The organism is Actinosynnema sp. NPDC023587 (assembly GCF_040640215.1).
Taxonomy (GTDB): Bacteria; Actinomycetota; Actinomycetes; order Mycobacteriales; family Pseudonocardiaceae; genus Actinosynnema.
Genome location: NZ_JBFABG010000011.1, coordinates 39,172 through 63,927, shown reverse-complemented (window position 1 = coordinate 63,927; position 24,756 = coordinate 39,172). Strand labels below are relative to the sequence as shown.

The window sequence follows — 24,756 nt, the reverse complement described above, 5'->3', positions numbered from 1 at the left end:
CGGGACAGTCCGTTGTGGACGGCCGAGGCCCCGCTCCCTACGTGGGAGCGGGGCCTCGGACCGGGTCCGGTGGGGCTCAGGAGACCTCGAACACCGCGTACATGCCCTTCTTCAGCAGCATGATCGCGTCATCGGCGTCCTTCATCCAGCAGATCGCGATGTAGCGGCCGGGGTGCAGCGGGGGTGTGGCGGTGACCGACTGGCCCGGGGAGAGGGGCAGCAGGCCGGCGGGCTCCGGGTCGGCGAACGGCGGCGGGTCGGTGGGCCACTCGCCGTGGTCGCCGAACTTGGCGACCCAGGCGGTCAGGTCGGCGTCGGTGACCCCGGGTGCCAGCGGGAACAGGATGGCCTCGTTGGCCTGGCCCGGCATGGCGTTGACGAACTTGAGCGGTTGCCCCGCAGTCGGGGTGCCGGTCACCACGAAGCGCGGACCCACACCGCTGACGTCCTTGGCGGTCAGCGTGCCCGCCGCGGCCGGAACGGTGCCGTACGGCGTGCCCCAGACCGTCAGCACCTCGTGCCGGGGCTGGGCCACGCCGTAGCGGAAGTCCATGTGGTCGAACAGGACGTACTCGCCCGGCGCGAGCGACCGGACGAACGTGCCCGGCTCCCCCACCTTGGTCTGCACCCCGCCCAGCAGGGTCACGTCGGCCTGCACCCGCGTGCTGCCGTCGAGGATGGCGGCGGGGTCGGTGGAGGCCAGCTTGCGGTAGTTGTCCCGGAACGACTCCCAGGTCACCCCCTGGTGCAGCTTGACCACGCCGATCCAGCCGGACTGGGCGTCGGTGGTGGACACCTGGAACGTGACCGCTCCCGCCCGCACCGCCGGCTGGACGATCAGGTCGCCCGGGACCGACTGCACGGGCACGGTGCGCGAGTGGGCGGCGGCCACCTCGGCGGACGCCGCGGCGTACCCGGCGGCGGACGCCGCTGTGGCTGGTGCGGCGACGCCGAGCGTCGCCGCGACCGTGACGGTCAGGCCCACCAGCAGCCGGACCGGATTCCCGGTGATCGTCATCGTTTCCTCCCCCACACCGAGAACAGCAGCACAGCCACGTCACGGCCTTCCGGCCGGTCGAGGTTGGCGGTGAACTCGGCGATGTCTTCTTCGGTGGCCAAACCGCTGTCGATCAGCGGTTGGCCCTGGAGCCGCAGGCGGGTCGCGATGAGCTCGTTCTCCTGCGGGGACTGGCCAGGGCCGAGCGGCGTGACCCGGGCACTGATGTCCGCCAACCCGACCCTGGCCAGGGTGGCGGTGAGCCGACGTGCCCACCGCACGTCGACCCCGCCGGTCCGGAACCCTTCGAGGTACGCCCGCAGGACCGTTCTGGCGGCCTCCGACGGGGCGTCCTCCAAGGGCAGGTAGTAGAAGTCCTCGACGAGCAGCGTGCCGCCCGGGGCCAGCCAGCGCGCCGCCGCGGCGACCGCCGCGTCCGGGTCCGGCACCGACGACAGCACCGCCCTGGCGAGCACCAGGTCGAACGAGCCGGGCGCGAAGTCGGCCTCGGTGAGGTCGCCCCGCACGACGGTCAGGTTCGGCGACCGGGCGGGGTCGATCTGCGACACGTCGGTGTCCAGGGCGGTGACCGATCCGCGCGGGACGCGCTCGGCCAGCCAGTGGGACATGCCGCCGCCTCCCGCGCCCAGGTCCAGGCAGCGCGCGTCGTCGGCGAGGTCGAAACCGGAGATGATCCCGCCGGTGTGCGGGAGGTAGTTGCGCTCCCATATGCTCGTCAGCAGCGCGGTGCCGCTTTGCTCCACTGTGGACATCTTGACCCTCCCGGTCAGAACGCGTACGGGTTCTTCGCCCGCGCCTCGCGCAGCGCTTCGCCCCACCAGACGAGCTGGTCGATGAGGTCCTTGGCGACCTGGTCGCTGCCCGCGGGGCTGACCTCGGTGCCGTCGGCGTCGAAGTCGCCCCAGGCGTTGTGGAAGCTGATCATGTTGCGCACGGTGGTGGCGTGCAGCTCGGCGAACACCTGGCGGAGGTGCCCGGCCGCGCGCAGGCCGCCACCCATGCCCCCGTAGGAGATCAGGCCGACCGGCTTGGCCTTCCACTCGTCGAGGTACCAGTCGATGGCGTTCTTCAGCGACGCCGGGACGGCGTGGTTGTACTCCGGGGTGATCACCGCGTACGCCTCGGCGTCGCCGATCCGCTTGCCGAGAGCGGTGCGGACCGCCTCGACCTCGGGCTCGGCCGGCTGGCCGAAGGCGGGCAGTTGCAGCGGCAGCGGGTAGTCGGCCAGGTCGATGACGTCGACCTCGACCCCTCCGTGGGCGACGGCCTGCTTGGTGAACCAGGAGGCCACGGTGGGGCCGAAGCGGCCGGTCCGGACGCTGCCGATGATGACCGCGAGTTTGAGGGGGGTGTTCGACATGATGTGCCCTTTTCCTCTGCTTCAGGTTGGCGGGTGCTTCTTCGGTGGGTTGTGGTGCTGCCCGGGGCGGCCGGTGGGACCGGTCCGGGCGGTGGCCACCCGCCTGGTGTTCAGCCTGGTGGGTGGCCGCCCGCCGGGCCCGTCCACCGCGACTCGGGAACGCGGGAGCCGGTGACCCGGTGCGGTCCGGCGCGGTGGGGGGCGGGCGGGGGTGTGGGGGCCGGCCGCGAGGCGCTCATCGGCTCGGTCCGAACCAGCGGGTGAGCGCCATGGGCAGGTCGGCGTGGCTGCCGGGGGCGGCCCAGGCGACGTACCCGTCCGGCCGGACGAGCAGGGCCGAGGTGCCCGCGACCGGGCTGTCGGCGGCCACCGCGTGCGGCTCGGCGGTGATCACGTCGACCCGGTCGGTCCACCCGGCCGCGCGCGAGCGCAGGACCGCGCTGTCGGTCAGGTCGAGCAGCACGCCCCTGGCGGGGTGCAGGAGCTCGGTCACCGTGGTCTTGCGGTGCTCGCCGACGAGGTCCAGGTGCGGCATCCGCCGGCCCAGCAGCGGGTGCGCCCCGGTGTCGACCGGGTAGCGGATCTCCAGGCCGCTGACCATGCCGGCCAGGTGCTTGGCGACGTCCTGGTAGCCGATCAGCTCGGTGAGCACGTCGCGCAGCGGCTGCACCTCGTCGCCGCTGAGGAACAGCAGGCCCTGGGCCCGGGTGTTCATCAGCAGCCGCTGCCCGACCGGGTGACGCTCGTCGTGGTAGGTGTCCAGCAGCGCGGCGGGCGCTCCGCCGGTGACCACCGCGCCGAGCTTCCAGCCGAGGTTCACCGCGTCCTGGATGCTGGTGTTCATGCCCTGCCCGCCCGCCGGCAGGTGGGTGTGGGCGGCGTCGCCGGCGAGCAGCACCCGGCCTCGGCGGTACTCGGTGACCTGGCGGGTCGCGTCGCCGAACGAGCTGACCCACACCGGCTCGGCGTGCTTGATGTCCTCACCGGTGACCCGCTGCCACCCCGCGGCGACCTCGGCGAACTCCGGCGGGCTGGTGCGCTTCCTCGGCGGGACGCCGCGCTCGCACAGGATCAGCCGGGTGGTCCCGTCGCCGAGCGGGCCGACCATCACCATGCCGCCGGGGAAGGTCTCGCCGATCATGCGCGGGGCCAGGTCGATGCCGCGCACGTCGGCCAGGAACATCTCCAGGGTGGCGGCGGTGCCGGGGAAGTCGAACCCGACGGCCTTGCGGACCAGGCTGCGCCCGCCGTCGCAGCCGACGAGCCACGAGCAGGTCAGCACGTCCTCGCCCGCCCCGGTGTCGACGCGCACCTCGACCCGGTCGCCGTGGTCGGTGACGGCGGTGAGCGCGTGGCCTCGGCGCAGGTCCGCGCCCAGCTCTACCGCCCACTGCTCCAGCACCGCCTCGGTGACCGACTGCGGGACGGTCTTGGCGGCCTGGTGGGCACCGTCGAGCACGCCGAAGTCCACCGGCAGGCCGCCGAAGTGGCCCTGGTCGCTGAAGGTGACGTCGCCGAAGCGGGGCAGCAGCCCGCGCTGGTCGAACACCTCCATGGTGCGGGCGGTGAAGCCCAGCCCACGGGACTCGCCCGTCCTGGCCGGCAACCTCTCCAGGACGATGACGTCGGCCCCGGCGAGCCGGAGCTCGGCGGCCAGCGCCAAGCCGGCCGGGCCCGCGCCGGCGACGATCACTGCGGCGTCCATGTGCCTCTCCTTGCCGTGGTCGGGGGAACGGGCAGGTCGCTCCGAAGTGGACAGACCTGGCACCGCGTCGTGACATGGTCGTGCCACCGGGTTTTCCACCTCCAACCTGTTCGATCCCGACCGCGAATTCAAGGCTCCTACATGCAGACCTGTGTCAAATCGCGTCAGGTCTTCCCGGGATCGGCACCGGGTGCGCCCACCCGGTCCACCGACAGCGGGAAGAACAGCAGCGTCGTCACCGCCAGGGCGGCCAGGCCCGCCGAGATCCCGAAGCCGATCGGGATCGACGTGGCCGCGATCAGCGGGCCCAGCAGCAGCGGGGACAGGAACTGGCCCAGGAACGTGGTGGTGCCCGACAGCGACGTGGCCTGGCCGCGCAGGTCGGCGGGCGCTCCTTCCCCCACCAGGACCGTCAGCGCGGGCAGTGCGATGCCCTGTCCCAGGCCCAGCAGCACCGGGGCGAGCAGCAGCACGATCGGTTGGGAGATCAGGGCGAGCAGCACGAAGGAGGCCGTCCAGCAGCTCAGCGCGATCACCAGGAGCCGCTGGTAGGTGCGGCCCCGGCGGAGGCGGGCGTAGAACACCCCGACCAGGCTCATCGCCGCGGCCATGACCACGGTGTAGAGCGCGACCAGGATCGGGCGCTCCACCCCGAGCTGGGTCAGCCGCTGCGGCAGGAACACGACCAGGGCGTACATGAGGATCGAACCCAGGGCCTGCAACCCGTAGTAGCCCAGCAGGGCCGGGTGGTCCCGGACCAGGCGCAGCACGCCCTTGCGCGGGCGGCCGGAGGCCGCGCCCCTGCCGCCGGTGCGCGGCAGGACCAGCAGCGTGGCGATGCCCAGCGGGATGCCGAGCAGGTAGACGCCGAACGGGCCGTGCCACGACAACCCGCCGAGCACGCCGCCGACCAGCGGCCACACCACCCCGCCGAGGCTGGTCGCGGTGCCCCGGTAGCCCATGACCCGGTCGCGCTCGGCACCCTGGCGGTAGAGCTCCAGCATGGCCACGGTCGTGCCGCTGAACACGGCGGCGGCTCCGATGCCGAAGAGGAATCGGCTGGCGATCAGCGCGGGGTAGCTGTCGAGCACCAGCCCCAGCCCGCCCGCCGCGCCGTAGAGGACCAGTCCCGCGCCGAGCGGGACGCGCACGCCCCAGCGGTCGATCATCCAGCCGACCACCGGGCTCGACACCGCGATGGCCAGCCCGTGGGCGGTGATGATGAGCCCGGCCGCGGTGCCGGTGACCCCCAGGTCGCCCCGGATCACCTCCAGCACCGGGGTGATGATCGAACCGGCCATGACGGTCAGGGTGGAGGCCAGCAGCAGCACCCACAGGGTGCTCGGCCCGGCACCGGGCAGGGTGTCCCCGCCCGCCGCGCTGGTCCCCGTGGTGGTGCTCACGCCGTCACCGCGGACGTCACCGGTGCGGGCGTCTTGATGCCCCGGTTGGGGATGTGCAGGAGCTTGCCGTTGGCGGCCATGAACGGCTGGATCAGCCCGTCGACGAAGACGAGGAAGGCCAGCGTCCCGATGCCGACCGGGCCGCCCAGCAGGAAGCCCGCGGTGAGCAGCACGGCTTCCACCGAGACCTTGGCCGCCCAGAACGGCCACCGCCAGCGCTGGGTCATGCTGATCACGATGAGGTCCATCGCCCGGATGCCGGTGCCGCTCATGATGATCAGCGACGAGCCGTAGGCGCACAGCAGCACGCCCAGCCCCAGCGACAAGACGCCGGGCAGCGGGGACAGGTCCAGCAGGCGCAGCAGGTCGATCAGGCTGCCGCACAGGAAGAAGGTGATCAGCGGCGCGAGCACCGGCCTGCGCCGGTTCCACAGCGACCAGATCGCGATGCACACCACCGCGATCGAGGCCTGCGCGATGCCGATGGTGATGGGGAGGTGGTCCAGCAGGCCGAGCGAGAGCACGTCGAGCGGGTCGACGCCGAGCCCGGAGTGGATGAACAGGGTCGCCCCCGCCGAGAAGATCAAACATCCCAGCAGGTAGATGGCGTAACGCGGCAGCTTCGCCCGCAGGGCTCCCGCGGGGCGCGCCGCGACGGTGTCGGACACGGTGGTTTCCTTTGCGCTGGTGGCTTTGCCCGGGGGGCCGCGCGGAGCGGGCAGGGGGTGACCCGCCCCGCGCGGGGCTGTGAGGCGCAGCTCAGGCGTTGACGAAGATGATCCGGTTGCCCTCGGGGTCGACGATCTCGAAGCGCTCACCGGTCTTGTGCGGGATGAGGTCCGTGGTCGCCACGTCCGCCAGGGCCTCGTGCGCGGCCGGGATGTCGACAGCCGTGAAGGCCATGCTCAGCGGTGCCTTGTAACCGTGCGACTCCACGACCAGTTCGCCGCCGTTGCCGGTGTCGAAGACGGTGTGGCCCTCGCCCTGGTCCAGCACCTTCAGACCCAGGCGATCGCGGTAGAACTCGGTCATCGCCGCGACGTCCTTGCAGTCGATGAGCGTCACGGTCAGGTTCCCGAACATCATGTGGTCCTTTCGACAGGGGAAGATGGGTGCTTGTGCACCAGGCGATCGGGTGGATGGCCCGCGGTTGCGCCGCCGGGTCCGTTCTCCCCCGCCCACTAGGTACACTACACGGGGTAGGGCAATAGGTAAACCGGGTAGTGCAAGTTGAAGGGAAATGCCATGTCACCTGAGCCGACCGGCACGTCGCGGCAGCGCGGCGGCCTGCCCGAGAAGCGCAAGGCCATCGCCGCGGCGGCGCGCGCCGTGTTCGCCAGGGAGGGCTACACCCGGGCCAGCGTCGACGCCATCGCCGCCGAGGCGGGCGTCTCCAAGCGCACGATCTACAACCACTACCGGGACAAAGAGCAGTTGTTCCTGCTCACGATCCAGGAGAGCGCGGTGTCCGTGGCCGCCGCGCACCTGGACCTGATCCGGCACGGGCTGTGCGACCTCAAGGACCTGGAGGAGGACCTGGTCGCCTTCGGCCGCGCCTGGGTGGTGCCGCAACCCGACTTCGAGGACCACTTCGCCCTCGTCCGCGTGATCATCGCCGAGGCGGCCAGGCTGCCGGAGGCGGTCTTGCAGGGCTGGCTGGAGGCGGGTCCGCGCCCGGTCACCGCCGGGCTGACCAAGTCCATCGGCGAACTGGTCGACCGGGGCCTGCTCGTCACCGACGACCTCGACGAGACCGTGCGCCACTTCGTGCTGCTGGTCAACACCGAGGTGCTGGAGCAGTCCTTCCACCACGCCATCCCGCTGCCCGCCGCCGACCTCGACCGCCTGGTCCGCTCGGGCGTGCGCACCTTCCTGCGCCTCTACCGGCCCTGACCGGCGACCCCCGCCAGGCACTCCTCCAGGAACGCCAGCGCGCGCAGGTGGTAGGCGCGCGCGGCCCACCCGAGGCCGACGTTGTGGCCCGCACCGGCCAGCCGGTCCACCACCACCCTGGCCGAACCCAGCCCGGCCGCCAGGTCGGCCAGGGTGGCCTCGTCGTGGTGCCACCAGTGCTCGTGCTCGGCGAAGGTCAGCCGGACCGGTGCCCGGACCCGGGCCGCCACCTCGGCGAAGCGGTGCGGCCAGCGGAGCGCCTCGGCCCGCTCCTCGGCGGGCAGCGGGGCGACCAGGGCGGCGCTGCGGCGCAGCGTGCCCGGCGGGTAGAGGCCGAGCAGCCCCCAGTTGAGCCGCCAGCCGCCGCCGCGCGCGGTGGCGTCCGCGTCCGGCACGACGGCGTAGCGGTGCCCGCAGCCGGAGATGTCCAGGCCGATCACGTCGAGCCCGCCGGACGCCAGCACCAGGGCGAGCTTGCCGCCGTAGGAGTGGGCGACGACGCCGATCCCGCCGCCGGTGTCGTGGCGGGCGGCGAAGTCGGCGACGGCGGCGCGGACCACGGCGGCCTGCGCGTCCAGGCCCAGACCGGCCGGGAACGCCTCGGCGGACCGCCCGTACCCGGGGCGGTCCACGGCCAGCACCGTCCAGCCCACGGCCGGGCCGAGGGTGGTCAGCGCGTCGGCCCGGTCACCGACGCCCGCGAAGTACCCGGCGCGCATCCCGCTGCCGTGCAGGGCGAGCACCACCCCGCGCGGCGGGTGGTCGGCGGGCTCGGCCAGCAGCGCCGAGACGGGGACCCCGCCCGCGTCCAGCTCGACCTCCCGGGTGGTGGGTCGTGCTCCGGTGTGCGCCACGGTGTCCCCGTCCGACTCGGGTCACCGCGAGGCGGCGACCTGCTGCTCCAGTGCTTCGGTGTAGGTCTGCTCGGTCTGCGCGCCGACCATCGGCCGCCCGCCCGCGACGCGGACCCGAGGCACGGCGTGCACGCCCTCCGCGCGGACCCGCTCCAGCGCCGCGCGCAGCTCGTCGTCCCCGCCCTCCGGCGGGGTGACGCCGACCTCGGCGGCGATCCGGGCGAGCGCGCCGGGATCGCCGATGTTGATCCCGTCGGTGAGGTAGGCGCGGAACAGCCGCTCGACGGCGGCCTCTCCCGCGCCCTGCGCCGACGCGGCGGCCACGAGGCGGTGGGCGCGGAAGGTGTTGGCGTGCACGGCGCGGTCGAAGTTGAACTCCAGCCCGTCCCGGGCACCCACCTCGGCCATGGAACCGGTGGCCTCGGCGACCTTCCAGCGGCTGCCGAAGAACCGCTCGTGCACGGCGCTCAGCGGCTCGCCCTCCTCCGGGGCGTCGGAGCTGACCTGGAACGGGTGGAACCGCACCGACACGGCCACGCCGCGCTCGCGCAGGCGGGCCGCGGCCCGCTCGAACCTGGTGAAGCCCAGGTAGGAGTGGACGCAGGTGAGGTCGAGGGTGAAGTCGACCGGCACCGTCGTGGTCTCTGACATGTCGTTGGCCCTTCAGATCGGGGCCGTCCGCGGGCGCGACCACACCCGGCCCGCCGCTACCCGGTCGGCTCCGCGGTGATGCCGGCGACGACGGTGCAGCGCAGGTACTCCGGTGGCGCGGTCTCCCAGTGGGCTATTTCCCCCTGCCCCTCGGTGATCCGCGGGTCGCGCACCCAGGCGGCGTAGGCGGTCTCGCTGTCCCACTTGGGGTGGTTCACGAACAGTGTGCCACCACGGTTGACGAACGGTGTGGCCGAGATGAATCCCGGGAAGGTCCTCTTCCACCCCGCGCTCTCGCGCAGCAGGTCGAGCACCCGGTCGGCGGTGCCCTCCGCGAGGTGGCGGATGGCCACGACGACCACCGCGGGGTCCGCGCCGGCGGCCGGGCCCTCGATGCCGGGCTCGGCGCGACCGGCGAACACGGTGCCGACCTCCACCCCCGGCCAGTCGCCGATGCCGCGCAGCCGCTCGCAGTCGGGGTTGTCCACAAAGGACCGCCGGTAGTCCGCCTCGCCCGTCCACTCGCCCTGGTCGACCAGGGTGGTGCCGTCGTCGGCGAGGTGCAGGTGGGCGGCCAGGAAGCCGGGCGCGCGCCGCAGGTGCGCGCGGACCTCCTCGGTCCAGGTGCGGGCCAGGCGGTCGGCGGTGGCCCTGCCGTCGGTGCGCAGGACGCCGAAGGTGGTGTGCCCGGCCGGGCTGCTCGGTGCCATCGGTGCCGTGTCCTCTCGGTGATCAGCGGAAGGCGTCCACCCGCTCGTGGACCCAGTCCCGGAAGGTGCCGGCGGGGCGGCCGGTCACCTCGGCCACGACGTCGGACCCGACTTCCGGCTCCTCGGTCAGCGTGGCGAAGTACTCCAGCGCGCCGTCGGCGTAGGAGGGCGGCCACCCCGCGTCGACCATGGCACGGCGGGCAGCGTCGTGCTCGACGTCGACCCACCCGACGGGCCTGCCGAGGACCTCGCCGATGATCGCCACCTGGCGGGCCTGCGACAACCGCTCGGGGCCGGACACCAGCAGCGCCCGCCCGCCGAGGCCACCGGAGACCAGTGCCTCGGCCCCCACCGCCGCGAGGTCGCGCTCGTGCACGGAGGTGCGGGTGGCCGCACCGTAGGGGAAGCGGACCACGTCGCCGCCGCGCACCTGGCCGGCGAAGCCCATCGCGTTGGCGAAGAACCCGGTGGTGCGCAGGAAGGTCCATTCCAGGTCGGTGGGGATCAGCAGCGACTCCAGGTAGGCGTGGCAGTTGTTGTCCACCGGTTCGAGTCCGATGTGGACACCGACGGAGGACACCAGCGCCACCCGCCGGGGCACCGAGGCGATCTTGGCCACCACGGCGGGGGCGGTGGTGGTGTCCAGGGTGAAGAACGGCCACATCAGGAACACCCCGTCGACGCCGTCCAGGGCCGGGTCGACGCTGTCGGGGTCGCCGAGGTCGCCGCGGAACACCTCGACCTCGGCGGGCAGCCGCCCGACGGCCGGGTCGTCGGGCAGCACGAGGGCGCGCACCCGCGCGCCCCTGGCCAGCAGCTCGGCCGCGGCGTGCGGGCCGACGTTGCCGGTGGCGGCGGTGATCAGGACGGTGGGCTGGTCGGACACGGTTCTGCCTCTCCTCGTGCGGTGGTGGTGCCTGGTCACGGCTGTGCGCGGTCGCCACCGATGTGGCGACGGCCGGTCGCGGCGGCGGCTGCCGCGCCCGCGTCCGGGCGGGGTGGCGCGGGGCCGGCTGCTGATCCCCGCGAGAGCAGTCCGGCCAGGCCGGCCGCCGCACCCACCGCCGCGACGGCGGTGAGCACGGCGACCGCGCCGTCCCCGGCGGTGACGACCAGGGCGGGGACGACGACCGCCCCGGACTGCACCGCGGTCTGGTAGGCCCCTCCGGTCGCGGCCCGCTCGGCGGGGCCGGCCCCGGACAGGGCGGTGGCGTTGAGCGCGGCGAAGGCGAGCACGAAGCCCGCCGCCACCAGCAGCAGCGCGGGCAGCACGCCGAAGGGGTAGTCCGCCACCGCACCGGGGCGCAGCAGCAGGGCGCAGCCCACGGCGGGCGCGAGCGCGCCGGCGGCGATCAGCCGCCGGGTGCCGACCCGGCGGACCAGGCGGCCGGAGAACGGTGCGGCGACGACGAGTGGCAGGCCGGCGGGCAGCAGGGCCAGGGCGGTGGTCAGCGGTGACCAGCCCTCGCCCTGCCAGCGCAGGGACAGCAGCAGCAGGAGTCCGACGTTGACGCCGTTCATCGCGGCGGCGGCGATCGCCGCCCGGACCAGGGCCCGGTCGCGCAGCACGGCGAGCGGGACCAGCGGGTGCGCCGCGCGGCGCTCCACGACGGCGAACCCGGCGGCGAGCACCAGCGCGGCGGACAACCAGGGCAGCGGCAGCGCCGACCCGACGCCCACCGCGAGCGCGGTCAGCGCGCCGGCCAGCAGCAGCGACCCCGGCAGGTCGGACCGGCCGTCGGCGGGCTCGTCCGCCGGGATCAGCCGGGCACCCGCGACGGCCAGCACCAGCACGACCGGGGCCGGGGCGGCGAGCGCCCACCGCCAGTCCGCAGTGGACAGCACGCCGGAGAGCAGCAGCCCGGCGGCGAAGCCCGCGCCGCCGCAGAGCGCGTAGACCGAGACCGCGCGGTCCCGGGCGGGGCCCGCCGGGAAGGCCGCGCCGAGGATGGCCAGGCCGGTGGGCGCGGTGAGCGCGGCGCAGGCCCCCTTGACCACCCGGGCCGCGACCAGGGTCGCCGGGTCGCCGGCCAGCGCGGCCACCACCGAGGCGGCGGCGAACACGGCCAGGGCACCCAGGTAGACCCGTCGCCTGCCCAGCAGCGCCACCGCCCGGCCGCCCGCCAGCAGCAGGCCGCCGAAGCCGAGGGCGAAGCCGGTGACCGGCCAGTGCGCCGCGTCCGGTGCCAGGCCCACCCCCGCCGCGACCGGCGGCGCGGCCACGATGAGCGCCGAGACCTCGATCGCGTCGATGAGCATGTTGGCCGCCAGCACCAGCAGCAGCCCCCACCCCGCCGAGGGCGGCACGCCCGGCCGCCGGCCGGTCCGGTGTGGTGTGGTCACGGCGTCCCCTCCCTCGGTCGGTGGCTGGTCGGACCGGTCAGCCGAGGAGGCTGCCGCCGGAGGCGTCGACGAAGGTCCCGGTGATCCAGCGGGCCTCCTCCGACACCAGGAACGCCACCACGTCGGCGACGTCCTCGGGCTCGCCGACCCGGCCCAGCGCCGACAACTGCGCCATCTGCTCCACCACCTGCGGCATGTCGAACACCGGGTTGCTGTTGCGGGTGATGCCCGGGGCCACCGAGTTCACCGTGATGCCGCGCGGGCCGAGGTGCTTGGCGAAGTGCCTGGCGAGCTGCTCGACCGCGCCCTTGCTCATCGCGTAGGCGATCTCCTGCGGGTTGGCGACCCTGGTCAGGCCCGAGGAGATGTTCACGATCCGACCGCCGTCGGGCATGATCCGCAGCGCGCGCTGGATGGTGAAGAACGGTGCCTTGGCGTTGACGGCGAAGATCCGGTCGAACTGGTCGGGGGTCGTGGCCTCCGGTTCCACCCCGCCCATGGTGCCCGCGTTGTTGACCAGGATGTCGAGCACGGCCACCCCGGTGCGCTCCTTGAGCCCCCGCTCGACGCCGAGGAACAGCTCGTGCACGTCGCCGGGCACGCCCAGTTCCGCCCGCACGGCGAAGGCCCGTCCGCCCTCGCGCTCGACGCTCTCCACGGTGTCCTTGGCGGCCACGTCGTCGCGGGTGTAGTGGACGGCGACCAGCGCGCCCTCCCTGGCCAGCCGGAGGGCGGTCGCCCGCCCCATGCCCCGGCTGGAACCGGTGACCAGTGCCGTCTTGCCGGTGAACCTGCCCATCGTCTGCCGCTCCCTGTCCTCGGTGTGCCGCGCGTCCCCGGGGGTCGCGCGGCCGTGGGTGGTGCCCGGTCTGGTGGCCGGTCTGGTGGCCGGTCGTGTGGTGCCGGGCCACTCGGTCCCCGGCCCGCCGCGCTCCGCGTCGGGGACGCCGAACCAGCGGCGGAGCGCCGGCTCCGGGTCGCCCTCGCCCGCCCACACCACGTGCCCGTCGGGTCGCACCAGCAGCGCCGGGGCCGGGGCGTCCCGGACCTGGCCGGCCACGGTGACGACCCGGTCCGCCCACGGGTGCGCGGCGGCGCGCAGCCGCTCGGCGGCTCCCGCCCCACCGGTCGGCACCAGCAGCAGCCCGTGGCCGCCGCGCAGCAGCTCGGCGACGGTGCGCTCGCCGGGTCGACCGGTGACCGCGAGCCGGAGGGGCGGGACCGGCGCGCCGAGCAGCGGGTGGTCGCCGGGGCCGACGTCGTAACGCGTGCCGAGCCCGCTGATCGCCCCCGCCAGGTGCTCGCGCGCCTCCCGGTGGGCCATGAGCTCGGCGACGACGTCGCGCAGCGGCTCGACCTCCGGGCCGCCGAACAGCAGCAGCGCCTGCGCGGCGATGTTGGCCAGGGTGCGCGCGCCCACCGCGCGGCGCTCGGCGTGGTAGCTGTCGAGCAGCCCCGGCCCGGCGAGCCCCCGGACCTGGGCGGCCAGCTTCCAGCCCAGGTTCACCGCGTCCTGAAGGCCCAGGTTGAGCGCCTGCCCGCCCACCGGGAGCTGCCGGTGGGCGGCGTCGCCCGCGAGCAGCACCCGGCCGTCGCGGTAGCGCTCGGCCTGGCGGTTGGTGTCGTCGAACCGGTTGAGCCACAGCGGCCGGCCGTGCCCGATGTCCTCGCCGGTGACCCGCCGCCAGGTGTCGACCACCTCGGCGAAGGCCGGTTCGCCGAGGTCGGGGGCGGGCGGGCGGCCGAACTCGTGGACCATGATCCGGGTGACGCCGTCACCGCGCCGGGCGGCGACGGCGAACCCCTTCGCCAGCCGCTGGAACCGCCGGTCGGGGACGTCGATGCCCGCGACGTCCGCGCGCACCAGCCCCCGCACCGCCCCGGTGCCGGGGAAGCCGATGCCCGCCAGCGCGCGGACGGTGCTGTCCTGGCCGTCGCAGCCGACCACGCACAGCGCCCGCAGCCGGACCCGCCCGCGCGGGCCGTCGGCGTCGACCTCGACGTGGTCGGCACCGGCGGTCAACCCGCGCAGCGCGTGCCCCCGGCGCAGGTCGGTGCCGAGGCCGACCGCCCAGTCCCGCAACACCCGTTCGGTGGTGGTCTGCGGCACCTTCCACTGGCCGGGGTGCGCACCGGGCAGGGTGAGGTCGAGCGGGATGCCGCCGAAGTGGCCCCTCGGCTCCTTCGGCGGGTCGCCCAGCGCCTCGACCAGGCCCCGGCTGTCGAGCACGTCCACGGTCCTGGCGTGCAGCGTGGAGGCGCGGGACTCGGTGGTCGGCTCGGCCAGCCGCTCCAGCACGACCACCTCCGCCCCGGCCAGGCGCAGTTCACCGGCGAGCAGCAGCCCGACCGGACCCGCCCCGACGACGACCACCTGCGTGTCGTGCCCACCGGTCGTCGCCACGGCGCTCACCCCCGCCGCTGCTCGGCGTGGGCCTTGGCGTGGCCCAGGGTGGCCAGGCTGTTGGTGCTCAGCGCCGTGGTCACGTACTCCCTGGCCCGCGCCACGGTCGCGTCCGCGCCGAGCACCGCCGCGATGTTCTCCGTGCGCAGCACCACGGTGTGCTGGGAGGTGGCGGTGGTGACCCCGTCCTGCTCGGTGAACGTCCACACCCCGGTGTGCAGGTCCATCAGCGCGGGCAGGGTCACCTGCTTGTAGGCGATCCGGTGGTGCGGCAGGCACACCCGGTAGGACTCGGTGGTGTGCGTCGACCCGTCCTTGGCGCGGGTGTCCATCCGCAGGTTCTGCAAGCCGGGCGCGGGCTCCTCCAGCCGCACCTCGGCCACGTGCGGCAGCCGGAGCGCCCACAGGTCGGCCCGGTCGATGAAGTCGTAGACGTCGTGGGCCGAACCGTCCACTTCGACGCTGTCCTCGAACGAGAACGTCCACTCGCGGGCCGCGTACAGCGATTCCACCGTGGACTTCAGCGCCGCCAGTTCGGTGCGCGAGTTGCGGTCGACCGCCTCGTCGATCCAGGCCAGGCCCACGGGGTCGTCGTCGACCGCGCGGTAGTCGTGCCGCAGCCGGACCCGGGCACCCTCGGGGTGCCGCTCGACGATCCAGGTGCCGCCCATCCGCGCCACTGGCGGTGTCGAGACCTGCTGGCGGAACTCGATGCGCAGGGCCGCCGGGTCCAGGGTGCGCCGCGAGGTCCAGTGCTTGGGCTCCCCGTTGGCGGTGGCCCAGATCCGGATGAGCTCGGCCTGGTCGTCCAGCTCCTCCCGCTCGACGAAGATCGTCGGCGGGAACAGCCGAGGCCAGTTCTCGACGTCGGCCAGCAACCGGTAGACCTCCTCGGCGGGGGCGGCGACGGTGATCTCGTGCTCGACCTCGGTGAGGTCGGGTGACTCGGCCCGGGTGGACATGGGTGTCCCTCCTGTCTTCGGGTGGGTCAGAAGTTGCCCAGGCCGCCGCAGACGTTCATGGCCTGCGCGGTGATGGAGGCGGCGGTGTCGGACACCAGGTAGCCGACCAGGCCCGCCACCTCCTCGGGGGTGGAGTAGCGGCCCAGCGGGATCTTCGCCTGGAACTTCGCCAGGATGGCGTCCTCGCTGGTGCCGTAGGCCTCGGCGTAGCCGGCGCGCACCCTGGCCGCCATCGGGGTCTCCACGTACCCGGGGCACACCGCGTTGACGGTGATCCCGGTGGGTGCCAACTCGTTGCCCAGCGCCTTGGTGAAGCCGACGACGCCGTGCTTGGACGCCGAGTACGGCGCGCCGAGCACCACGCCCTGCTTGCCCGCGGTGGAGGCGATGTTGACGATCCGGCCGCGCGCCTTCTCCCTCATGCCGCCGGCGGTCAGCACCTCCCTGGTCATCCGGAAGACGCTGCCGAGGTTGGTCTCGATCACGTCGTCCCACAGCTCGTCGGCGATCTCGGCGGTGACCCCGCCCCCGCTGCGGCCCGCGTTGTTGACCAGCACGTCGACCGGTCCGTAGCGGTCGACGGCGGCCCGCACGAAGTCCTTGACCGCGGTCCCCGACCGCACGTCCACCGTGGTCCCGTCGACGTCGTGGCCCTCGGCGCGCAACTCGGCCGCGGTGGCCGCCACGGCATCGGCACCGCGAGCACCGATGAAGACCGCGTGCCCGGTGGTGCCCAGCAGCCGCGCGACGGCCAAGCCGATGCCACTGGTGGCTCCGGTGACCAGCGCGACCGGCTTGTCCTGCGTCATGCCCAGTCCTCCTCGTGTTGTCGCCAGGTGTCCGCGCCGCCCGTCAGACGGTGGCGGCCAGCTTGGCGTTGACCGCGTCGACCATGGCGCGCGGCGTCCGGTGCTCGGTGATGGTGTCGTCGTCGAGGGTGATGCCGAACTCCCGCTCGATCAGGCCGCAGGTCTCCAGCAGCGCCAGCGACTCGTAGCCCAGCTTCTCGAAGTCGGAGTCCAGGATGTCGCCGCCGAGGTCGACGGTCTCGTCGGTGCCCGCCCCGTCGGCCAGAATGCGGGTCAGGTCGTTCACGGTGAACCTCTGTTCGGACATGGCTTTCCCCTCGCGTTTCGAAGTCGTCAAGTCTGCTGCGGACAGTCCACAAAGGACCGTGAGGTCCGCGACCCCCGCGCGGTGCGGTGCCGCGCGGCGCGGGGTCAGCGGACGGCGCGCACGACCACGGCCGAGTTGAACCCGCCGTAGCCCCTGGCCAGCACCAGGGCGGTGTGCACGGAGGCGGGCCTGGGCTGGTGCAGCACCAGGTCGAGTTCCAGCCCCGGGTCGGGCGAGGTGTTGGTGGTGGGCGGGATGATGCCTTCCTCGATGGCCAGCAGCGCGGTGGCCACGTCGAGCGGGGCCGCTCCCGAGCAGAGCCTGCCGATCATGGTCTTGGGCGCGGTGACCGGCACCCCGCGCGGGCCGAACAGGTCGACGATCACCCCCGCCTCGACCCGGTCGAGCTCGGGCACCCCGGCCGCGTCGGCGAACACCGCGTCGACCTCGTCGGCGGCCACCCCCGCGTCGGCCAGGGCCAGCTCCGCCGCGCGGCGCAGTCCCGGTTCCCGACCGGAGCCGGGCGCGGGGTCGAAGGTGGCCCCGTAGCCCGCCAGCTCGCCGTAGGCGCGGGCACCGCGCTCGGCGGCCCGGTCGGCGTCCTCCAGCACCAGCATCGCCCCACCCTCCCCCGGCACGTGCCCGGCGGCGGCCCGGTCGAACGGCACGAACGCGCGCTCGGGGTCCTCGACGGTGCTGAGCCGGCCGCCCGCGAGCTGCGCCACCCAGCCCCACGGGCAGATCGGGGCGTCGATGCTGCCGGAGAGGATGAGCCGGGTGCCCTTGCGGATCTGCCTGCGCGCCTGGGCCAGGGCGTCCAGCCCGCCGGCCTGGTCGCTGACCACCACCCCGCTGGGGCCCTTCATGCCGTTGCGGATGGAGATCTGCCCGCTGTTGACCGCGTAGAACCAGGCGAACGCCTGGTAGGCGCTGACGTGCTGGCTGCCCATGCTCCACAGCTTGCGCAACTCGTTCTCGCCGAACTCGAACCCGCCCGAGGAGCTGGCGGTGATCACGCCCATGTCGTAGGGGTCGAAGGAGGACGGGTCGACCTTGGCGTCGGTGAGCGCCCAGTCGGCGGCGGCCAGGGCGATCCTGGTCATCCGGTCGGTCTGCGGCAGCAGCCTGCTCGGCAGGTGGTCGGCCGCGGTGAAACCGGTGATCTCCCCGGCCAGCCGCGCCGGGTAGGCCGTCGGGTCGAACCGGGTGACCCGGCCGATGGCGTTGCGGCCGACCCTGGTGGCCGACCAGTAGTCGTGGGTGCCGAGGCCGTTGGGCGCGGCGGCACCGATGCCGGTGACGACGACCTTCGGTTTCCCGGCGGTGGCGGTGGTCATGCCGCCCTCCGATCGGGTCGGGCGAGCACGATGGCGCTCTGGAAGCCGCCGAAGCCGCTGCCGACGCTCAGCACGGTGTCGGTGCGGTGCTGCCGGGCGGTGACCGGGACGTAGTCCAGGTCGCACTCCGGGTCCGGGGTGTGCAGGTTGGCCGTGGGCGGGACCACGCCGTGCTCCATCGCCAGCGCCGAGGCGGCGATCTCGATGGAGCCGATGGCACCCAGGGAGTGGCCCACCATCGACTTGATGGAGCTGATCGGGGTGCGCCGGGCGTGCTCGCCGAGGGCGCGCTTGAACGCGGCGGTCTCGTGCAGGTCGTTCTGCTTGGTGCCGGAGCCGTGCGCGTTGATGTAGTCGACCGCCGTGGGGTCCACCCGGGCCTCGTCGAGGGCGACCCGGATCGCCTCGGCCATCTCCGTCCCGTCGGGGCGCAGACCGGTCATGTGGAAGGCGTTGCAGCGCGTGGCGTAGCCGGCGACCTCGGCGTAGACGTGCGCGCCCCGGCGCTGCGCCGCGCCCAGCTCCTCCAGCACGAACACCGCCGAGCCCTCACCGAGGACGAAACCGTTGCGGGACCGGTCGAACGGCCGCGACGCGGTGTCCGGTTCGTCGTTGCGCGGGGTGGTGGCCTTGATCGCGTCGAAGCAGGCCAGGGTGATCGGCGAGATCGGTGCGTCGGTGGCACCGGCCACCACCACGTCGGCGCTGCCCTCGCGGATCAGGTCGACCGCGTGCCCCACCGCGTCGATGCCCGAGGTGCAGCCGGTGGAGACGACCGACGCGGGGCCCTCCGCGCCGACCTCCCAGGCCACCTCGGCGGCGAACGAGCTGGGCACGAAGTGGTCGTAGAGGTGCTGGACCGCGTACCGGTGGTCGACCAGCTCCAACCTGCCGCCGTCGGAGACCACCCGGTACTCCTGGTCCAGCCCCATGGTGGCACCGACCGCGCTGCCGATGGTGACCCCGATCCGGTGCGGGTCGAGGTCGACGAAGACCAGTCCGGAGTCCGTCATCGCCTCCCGCGCCGAGACCACGGCCAGTTGGGCGGCCCGGTCCATCCGCCGGACCTGCTGCGGCGACAGGCCGCTGCGCTCGGCGTCGAAGTCGATCTCCGCGGCGATCCTGGAGCGGAAGCCGGTCGCGTCGAAGGTGCTGATCAGCCGGGTCGCGGTGCGGCCGGCGGTGAGCAGGTCCCAGAACGCCTTGGTGCCGATCCCGCCCGGCGCGGTCACGCCGATGCCGGTGATCACCACTCGCCGGCCGCTCACCTGCTGCCTTCCCAGGCGTAGAAGCGCTGCGCCATGGCGTCCTTGGGCGAGCGCCAGGTGATCGGGTCGTAGGCTTCGATGAACGGCTTGAGGCCCTCGCTGATGCCGACGAACCCCGGGTCGGACTTGGCTTCCTCGATCAGCTCGCCGCCGTTGTCGGAGTCGAAGTCCTGCAAGTGGAAGTACAGGCCCCGGTAGGAGAAGAGCTGGCGTCTGCGGGTGCCCATGCGGTGCGGCACGTCGGTGGCGTCGAAATCGCCGAACAGCCGTGCCACGTCCGCGCCGGACCCCGGGTCCATCCTGGCTACGATCAAGGTGCTGTGCATCCGTGCATCCCCCAATACGTCGCACACGAATTCGGTGCCGACGACGCTGTCGGCGACTTCCACCGGGAACGCGGGAGCAACCGCTTATTCCCCGCTCGCAAGGCATCCGGTGGACCTGTTCTCATCGTCGGCCGCCGGGCTCCGACCGGTCAAGGCGCTGCGGTACAGAGCTGTGTCAACTCCCGTCACGACTCGTCAAAGCCGGCGGTCGCGTGGTCCGCGGAGCCCATCCGGAACCCGACGCCGCGCACGGTGATGATCCAGTCCCGCGACCCGAGCTTGCTGCGCAGGCTGCTGACGTGGGTGTCTATCGTGCGCGCGGACTCCATCCACGTCTCCGCCCACACCCGCGACATCAACTGCTTGCGGGAGACCACGATGTCCGGTTGGGACGCCAACAGGAACAGCAGGTCGAATTCCTTGCGGGTCACCACCACCCGCTTGTCGCCCAGGCGCACCTCCCTGGTGTGGCCGTCGATGCGCAACCGCCCGCGCGAAACCTGCTTCGGCACCGACGGGGCGGGCCGCGTCCTGCGCAGCACCGCGTCCATCCTGGCCAGCAGCTCGCGGAAGCCGTACGGCTTGGCCAAGTAGTCGTCGGCACCCGCCTGGAGGCCGAGCACCCGGTCCAACTCGGTGTCGCGCCGGGTCACCGCGATGACCGGCAGGTCGCCGGCCGCGCGGATGCTGCGGCACACCTCCAGCCCGTCGATGTCGGGCAGTTCCAGGCTCAGCAAGACGAATTCCGCCTGGTGGAACGCCTTGAGCGCCGCGGCACCGGTGCTCGCCACGGACACCTCGTACCCGTGCCGCGACATCCCGCTCGCCAGGGACGCCGCCTCGGCCCGGTCGTTCTCGATCACAAGAATGCGCACTGCTGGCTCCTCAGTCGGTCATGGAGCCGGAAGACCCGCTGAACCACCAGCCCCCCCCATGGTCGCTCACCTGCGGTGTGCGCGAACCCGGGCCGCCCATTGCACTGCACTGTGCAGGGCAAACCGGTGTCCGCGCAATGGCACCCGTCAAGTGCCGAGTGCGGTTGGAGGTGGCCACGGCACCACGCCGGTCAATCGGGACGGGCTACCGCCCTCGGCCCACGCCGTGCTCGCACGCCGCCGATCGGTACCGCGTCGAAACCGTTTTCCCCCAGTCCCACCATTTCCGAGTGTGGACCACAAGTTTCCCCGACGAACACCCATTGTGATTTTGATCACTTCGCCTTCGCCAACTTACCCGGGAGAACGCGGAGCGACTTCGGGGAATGCGGAAACCTCACCGGAAAAGGTGAGCGACAATGCATATTTGCCATGTTTGCGCAGCTCAGAGGCCCTGCCCGAAAGGGCAAGGTACCGTAGAGCCCGACTGACCGCACTGGGGCGAAGCGGCCACAAGGCGATCACCGGCCGCCAATCGAGAGGCTCTCGCAGGTCGGTCCATTAAGGAGCTGGAAACCATTACCACGTACGGCTCCGACACGGTAGCGGGTCCACACAACCCGCAGGTTCCACCCCGGGTCACGGGTTCCACCCGGCATCCGAGCCGCGCGGAGCCCCCACCCACGCCGAACCACGATCACCCGTCACGGCGCGATGTCCCGACCACCGCTCCCCGCTCGGCCGGTCATCCCGGTACGCGCGACGCGCCCTTTTCCGGTCGTCGTCACGAATACGGGAGATCGCAGTCCCTCCGCACCGCGACCACACCGCCACCGTTGGCGCGGGCACCCTGCGGCACAAGGGAACAGTCGTCCCGCCGCAGTGAGAACGAACGCTTGACCACGGCAGAGCCGGCCTCACCGCCATGGTGCCCAACCTGCACGACCACTTCCGCGAGCACAACGCTTTTTCCCGCGAGCACAACGCCGTTCACCCTGTCCGGTGACACTGCTCGCCGGTCGAGTCGAGTTCGACTCAGCGCCGGACCGCGACACGGCAGTGGTCCGCCAGAGGCGCGGCGGCCTCCGCTACCGCGATCCGCTCGCGCCGGTCCCGCTCGGCACGGCGGGTGGCAGCGCCGACTTCTCCACGTCGGCCACGCGCCGGGGCCCGGAACCGCTCGTGGCCGCGATCCTCGGCGGCGCACCTGCCGCCGAGACCCCCGGACAGGCGCTTCCGGCGAGGTCGCGCGGCCACGGTCATCGCGGCGGCTTTCCTCTGCCCACCGCAGGTCACCTGCGGCTCACCTGCCGGTCGACTCCGCCGCCGACCCCACGGAATCCCGCGACGGCCCGAACAACCCGTCGAAGTTGTGCCAGCACACCGCCCGCAGCCAGTCCTCGTCCACGCCGAGTCGCGCGAGCCCCGCCACCTGGTCGGCGTACGTCCAGGGGAAGTTCGGGAAGTCGCTGCCCAGCAGCACCTTGCCGGCCATGCCGAGGTCGTGCAGCCTGGGGAGCAGCTCGCGCGGGAACGGGATGAGCTCCTCGAAGAACGAGGTGAACGCCATCGTGGTGTCCAGCGCGACCCGCTCGTACTCCTCGGCCATGCGCAGGAAGGGTTCGTAGTCGGGCATGCCCATGTGCGCCACGACCACCGCGAGCCGGGGGTGCCGGGCCAGCAGCGCGCCGAGCGGGTCCGGCCCGGTGTGCTCGTTCCCGATCGGCACGTGGCCCGCGTGCACCACGATCGGCACGCCCGCCTCGGCCAGCAGGCCCCACACCGGGTCCAGCTCGGGCGCGTTCGGCCCGAACCGGCCGACCTGGAGGTGCACCTTGAAGACCTCGGCACCCGATTCCAGTGCGTCGGACACGTAGTCCACGACACCGGGTTCGGGGAAGAAGGTCGCCGACCGCAGGCAGCCGGGCGTCGCGCGGGCGAACTCGTGCGCCCACTCGTTGAGCTCGACGGCCAGACCGGGCCGGTGGGCGTAGGACAGGGCGCTGAACCGGCGCACGCCGAGCTGGCGCAGGTACGCCACCCGCTCGTCGTCGGGCCAGCGGTAGCGCACCGGCCACTCGCGGCCGACCAGCGGCCCCGCCTTGTCGAAGTGCGCCCACACCCGCTGCATCAGCCAGTCGGGCATGAAGTGCACGTGCACGTCGGCGAGCCCCGGCAGGCCGAGCGACCGCCAGAAGGACGGGACCTCGGTGTCGTCCACGGGCACCGGCACCGCGTGCTCGGCACCGTCGTCCCAGTTGTCATCCGCGCTCATAGGACCAATCCTCCCGCAACTTCGACAACCTGCCCGGTGATGTAGCGGGCCCGGTCGGAAGCGAGGAAGCAGATCGCGTGCGCGACGTCCACCGGCGTCCCCAGCCGCCCGGTGGGGATGCGCGCCTTGACCTCGTCGAGGCGCTCGGCCGGGAGGTCCGCCGTCATGTCGGTCTCGACCAGGCCCGGTGCCACCGCGTTCACGGTGACGCCGAACCGGCTGATCTCCTTGGACAGCGCCTTGGTGAACCCGATGACCCCCGCCTTGGACGCGGCGTACCCGACCTGCCCCGACGCGCCGTGCACACCGACCACCGAGCTGACGTTGACGACCGCGCCGTGGCGCTGCTTCACCATCGGCATCACCAACGGCTGGGTGACGGTGAACAGACCGCCCAGGTTGGTCTCGATCATGTCGTCCCAGTGGTGCCGCGACAGGCGGGCGAACGCGTGGTCGTGGACGACTCCGGCGTTGTTGACCAGCACGTCCAGCGTCCCGAGCGCCTCCAGCGCGGCGTCCGCGAACGCCGCGACCGCGTGCTGGTCGGTCACCTCGGCGGGCAGGGCGAGGCAGTTCCGGTCCGGGTGGTCGCGGTTCAGCTCCGCGCACAGCGCCCTGGCCGCGTCGACGCTGTGGCGGTAGCTGAAGACCACGTCCGCGCCCTGCTCCACGGCGAGCCGCACGACCGCGGCACCGATACCGCGGGCACCGCCGGTGACCACCAGCCGCTTGCCCGCCAGCGGGAGGTCACCGGTGCGCCGCACTTCCGCCGCGATCGCGTCGCTCACTCGGCCGTCCCCGCTGCCGCACGCGCGAGCGGTCGCGGAGAGGCGAGGTCGAGCACCACCTTGTCACCGGAGTCGACCGGTTTCGTGCTGATCTCGCGTTCGCGCAGCACCCGGTACCGCTCCTCGGCGAGCAGCCCCTGGATCATCGGCGTGTAGAACGGGCCGTCGTCGACGAGCGTGATCGCCTCCGGAGTGACCTCGACGAGTTCCCGCTCGCCGAGCGCGTCCCAGATCGTCCGGTACTCCTCGTACACGTCCGCGCCGAACGCCTCGCGGTACCCGGTGCGGCTGACACTGAGCCCGAGCAGGTTGCGGAACAGCATCGCGAGGCCCCAGTCCTGCCTGGTGTGCCCGAAACCCTGCTCGATCGGGAACTCACCCTCGTCGATCATCTCCTTGTAGCGACCGAGGTCGCGCTGGTTGATGAACGACCACGACCGGCCGTCCTCCAGCGCCGTGTCGCCGAAGAACGAGATCGCCGCGTAGCCGAGCCCGACGGAGTCGAGGTTGTCCAGCCGGGGCACGACGCCTTCCTCGTAGTCGCGGCCGACCGGGTCGCCGGGCTTGCGGAAGTTGTAGGCGGTGAGCTGCTCGTAGCCGTGCGACTTGAGCAGGTCGCGGGCCACGCGGTACATCTCCAGGTTGCCCAGCGGCGACGGCAACTCGTGGAACCGGTTGAGCGCGAAGTCCGTCGGGCCGCCCACGTTGAGCTCGTAGTGGGTGAGGTCGTGGACTCCCCACGAGACGACCTGCTCCAGGTCCTCGACCATGGTGCGGACCGTCTGCTGCGGCCAGCCGAAGATGAGGTCGAGGTTGGCCGCGAGACCGAACTCCCGCGCCCACTCCAGGCTCTGGACGGTGTGCTTGAGCGTCTGCTTGCGCCCGCTGAGCTTGTTGAGCCGCTCGTTGATCTGCTGCACGCCCATGCTGATCCGGTTCATCCCGGCGTCGCGGATCGCCTCGACCTTGCTGCGGGAGAACAACTGCGGAATGCCCTCCAGGGTGAGGTCGGCGTCCGGAGCGATGGTGGGGAACAGGTCCCGCACGAGGTCCATCAGCCTGGGGTACATCGGTTCCTTGTACAGGTTCGACGTTCCGCCGCCGAAGTACACGCCGCCGAGCGTCGCCCCCTCGAACGCGCTCCGGTACATCGCGGCTTCGCGCCGGAGGTAGTCGAAGTAGGTTTCCAGCGCTTCGTTGCCCTGGAACTCCTCGACCGGGAACAGGCAGTAGCCGCACTTGCCCGGGTTGGTCTTGATGCAGTACGGCACACCGACGTAGAGGTTCAGCGGTGTGGAGCGGCCCGCGTCCCGGATTCGGTGCCGGTCCTCGGCGATGCCCGCCACCGGGACGGACTGCTCGGTCCAGTAGCGCGGCGACGGGAAGCTGTGCTGGACCTTGTTGACCTGACGCTTGTCCAGGTGCGAGTCGATGTGGTCGTTGACGAACTTGGAGTCGAGCACGGTGG

The 24,756-nt window shown here is 72.8% G+C and carries 24 protein-coding genes; 1 reads left to right on the top strand and 23 read right to left on the bottom strand.

What is annotated here, in order from left to right:
* Positions 1-76: 76 nt before the first annotated feature.
* From AB0G01_RS25790 to AB0G01_RS25760, 7 genes are all read right to left on the bottom strand, one after another.
* Positions 77-1,018: a hypothetical protein gene (locus AB0G01_RS25790; RefSeq protein ID WP_360949916.1), complete on the bottom strand. Its 942-nt coding sequence runs from the start codon at positions 1,016-1,018 to the stop codon at positions 77-79.
* Positions 1,015-1,770, bottom strand: coding sequence for a class I SAM-dependent methyltransferase (locus AB0G01_RS25785; RefSeq protein ID WP_360949913.1), 756 nt, complete (start codon positions 1,768-1,770; stop codon positions 1,015-1,017). The genes AB0G01_RS25790 and AB0G01_RS25785 overlap by 4 nt, the downstream gene beginning before the upstream one ends.
* Positions 1,771-1,784: 14 nt before the next feature.
* Positions 1,785-2,378: an NAD(P)H-dependent oxidoreductase gene (locus AB0G01_RS25780; RefSeq protein ID WP_360949910.1), complete on the bottom strand. Its 594-nt coding sequence runs from the start codon at positions 2,376-2,378 to the stop codon at positions 1,785-1,787.
* A gap of 235 nt (positions 2,379-2,613) precedes the next feature.
* Positions 2,614-4,083, bottom strand: coding sequence for an FAD-dependent monooxygenase (locus AB0G01_RS25775; protein ID WP_360949907.1), 1,470 nt, complete (start codon positions 4,081-4,083; stop codon positions 2,614-2,616).
* Between the two features lie 164 nt (positions 4,084-4,247).
* Positions 4,248-5,486, bottom strand: a complete 1,239-nt coding sequence (locus AB0G01_RS25770; RefSeq protein WP_360949904.1) for an MFS transporter — start codon at positions 5,484-5,486, stop codon at positions 4,248-4,250.
* On the bottom strand, positions 5,483-6,154 hold the full coding sequence (locus AB0G01_RS25765) for a hypothetical protein (RefSeq protein WP_360949901.1): 672 nt from the start codon (positions 6,152-6,154) through the stop codon (positions 5,483-5,485). Before AB0G01_RS25765 ends, AB0G01_RS25770 begins: the two co-directional genes overlap by 4 nt.
* A 91-nt stretch (positions 6,155-6,245) precedes the next feature.
* Positions 6,246-6,569 carry a VOC family protein gene (locus AB0G01_RS25760; RefSeq protein ID WP_360949898.1) on the bottom strand — a complete coding sequence of 108 codons (324 nt, stop codon included), beginning with the start codon at positions 6,567-6,569 and terminating at the stop codon, positions 6,246-6,248.
* Between the two features lie 162 nt (positions 6,570-6,731).
* Between AB0G01_RS25760 and AB0G01_RS25755 the strand changes: the two genes are divergently transcribed.
* The gene (locus AB0G01_RS25755; RefSeq protein ID WP_360949895.1) at positions 6,732-7,379 is read left to right on the top strand and encodes a TetR/AcrR family transcriptional regulator; all 648 of its coding nucleotides are present in this window, start codon (positions 6,732-6,734) and stop codon (positions 7,377-7,379) included.
* Here the strand turns inward: AB0G01_RS25755 and AB0G01_RS25750 are convergent.
* From AB0G01_RS25750 to AB0G01_RS25675, 16 genes are all read right to left on the bottom strand, one after another.
* Positions 7,367-8,233, bottom strand: coding sequence for an alpha/beta fold hydrolase (locus AB0G01_RS25750; RefSeq protein ID WP_360949892.1), 867 nt, complete (start codon positions 8,231-8,233; stop codon positions 7,367-7,369). The genes AB0G01_RS25755 and AB0G01_RS25750 overlap by 13 nt on opposite strands.
* 21 nt (positions 8,234-8,254) lie before the next feature.
* Entirely contained in the window at positions 8,255-8,884 is a 630-nt protein-coding gene (locus AB0G01_RS25745) for a DsbA family oxidoreductase (RefSeq protein ID WP_360949889.1), read from the bottom strand.
* Between the two features lie 56 nt (positions 8,885-8,940).
* Positions 8,941-9,594, bottom strand: a complete 654-nt coding sequence (locus AB0G01_RS25740) for an antibiotic biosynthesis monooxygenase (protein WP_360949886.1) — start codon at positions 9,592-9,594, stop codon at positions 8,941-8,943.
* A gap of 22 nt (positions 9,595-9,616) precedes the next feature.
* Positions 9,617-10,480: an NAD(P)H-binding protein gene (locus AB0G01_RS25735; RefSeq protein ID WP_360949883.1), complete on the bottom strand. Its 864-nt coding sequence runs from the start codon at positions 10,478-10,480 to the stop codon at positions 9,617-9,619.
* 35 nt (positions 10,481-10,515) lie between these two features.
* Positions 10,516-11,937, bottom strand: a complete 1,422-nt coding sequence (locus AB0G01_RS25730) for an MFS transporter (protein WP_360949880.1) — start codon at positions 11,935-11,937, stop codon at positions 10,516-10,518.
* Between the two features lie 37 nt (positions 11,938-11,974).
* Positions 11,975-14,341, bottom strand: a complete 2,367-nt coding sequence (locus AB0G01_RS25725) for an SDR family oxidoreductase (RefSeq protein ID WP_360949877.1) — start codon at positions 14,339-14,341, stop codon at positions 11,975-11,977.
* A 5-nt stretch (positions 14,342-14,346) separates the two neighbouring features.
* Positions 14,347-15,303, bottom strand: a complete 957-nt coding sequence (locus AB0G01_RS25720) for an aromatase/cyclase (RefSeq protein WP_360949874.1) — start codon at positions 15,301-15,303, stop codon at positions 14,347-14,349.
* Positions 15,304-15,329: 26 nt separating this feature from the next.
* Positions 15,330-16,112: an SDR family NAD(P)-dependent oxidoreductase gene (locus tag AB0G01_RS25715; protein ID WP_360949871.1), complete on the bottom strand. Its 783-nt coding sequence runs from the start codon at positions 16,110-16,112 to the stop codon at positions 15,330-15,332.
* Between the two features lie 43 nt (positions 16,113-16,155).
* Positions 16,156-16,419, bottom strand: a complete 264-nt coding sequence (locus AB0G01_RS25710) for an acyl carrier protein (RefSeq protein ID WP_360949868.1) — start codon at positions 16,417-16,419, stop codon at positions 16,156-16,158.
* 104 nt (positions 16,420-16,523) lie between these two features.
* Positions 16,524-17,756 carry a ketosynthase chain-length factor gene (locus AB0G01_RS25705; protein ID WP_360949865.1) on the bottom strand — a complete coding sequence of 411 codons (1,233 nt, stop codon included), beginning with the start codon at positions 17,754-17,756 and terminating at the stop codon, positions 16,524-16,526.
* Positions 17,753-19,024, bottom strand: a complete 1,272-nt coding sequence (locus AB0G01_RS25700; protein ID WP_360949862.1) for a beta-ketoacyl-[acyl-carrier-protein] synthase family protein — start codon at positions 19,022-19,024, stop codon at positions 17,753-17,755. The genes AB0G01_RS25705 and AB0G01_RS25700 overlap by 4 nt, the downstream gene beginning before the upstream one ends.
* The gene (locus tag AB0G01_RS25695; RefSeq protein WP_360949859.1) at positions 19,021-19,350 is read right to left on the bottom strand and encodes a TcmI family type II polyketide cyclase; all 330 of its coding nucleotides are present in this window, start codon (positions 19,348-19,350) and stop codon (positions 19,021-19,023) included. Before AB0G01_RS25695 ends, AB0G01_RS25700 begins: the two co-directional genes overlap by 4 nt.
* A gap of 185 nt (positions 19,351-19,535) precedes the next feature.
* Positions 19,536-20,225: a response regulator transcription factor gene (locus AB0G01_RS25690; protein ID WP_360949856.1), complete on the bottom strand. Its 690-nt coding sequence runs from the start codon at positions 20,223-20,225 to the stop codon at positions 19,536-19,538.
* 1,303 nt (positions 20,226-21,528) lie between these two features.
* Positions 21,529-22,500 (bottom strand): amidohydrolase family protein, encoded by a 972-nt coding sequence (locus AB0G01_RS25685; protein ID WP_360949853.1) that lies wholly within the window; start codon positions 22,498-22,500, stop codon positions 21,529-21,531.
* Positions 22,497-23,288 (bottom strand): 3-oxoacyl-ACP reductase FabG, encoded by a 792-nt coding sequence (gene fabG / locus AB0G01_RS25680; protein WP_360949850.1) that lies wholly within the window; start codon positions 23,286-23,288, stop codon positions 22,497-22,499. The genes AB0G01_RS25685 and fabG overlap by 4 nt, the downstream gene beginning before the upstream one ends.
* Positions 23,285-24,751 (bottom strand): radical SAM protein, encoded by a 1,467-nt coding sequence (locus AB0G01_RS25675; RefSeq protein WP_360949847.1) that lies wholly within the window; start codon positions 24,749-24,751, stop codon positions 23,285-23,287. The genes fabG and AB0G01_RS25675 overlap by 4 nt, the downstream gene beginning before the upstream one ends.
* Between the last annotated feature and the right edge of the window lie 5 nt (positions 24,752-24,756).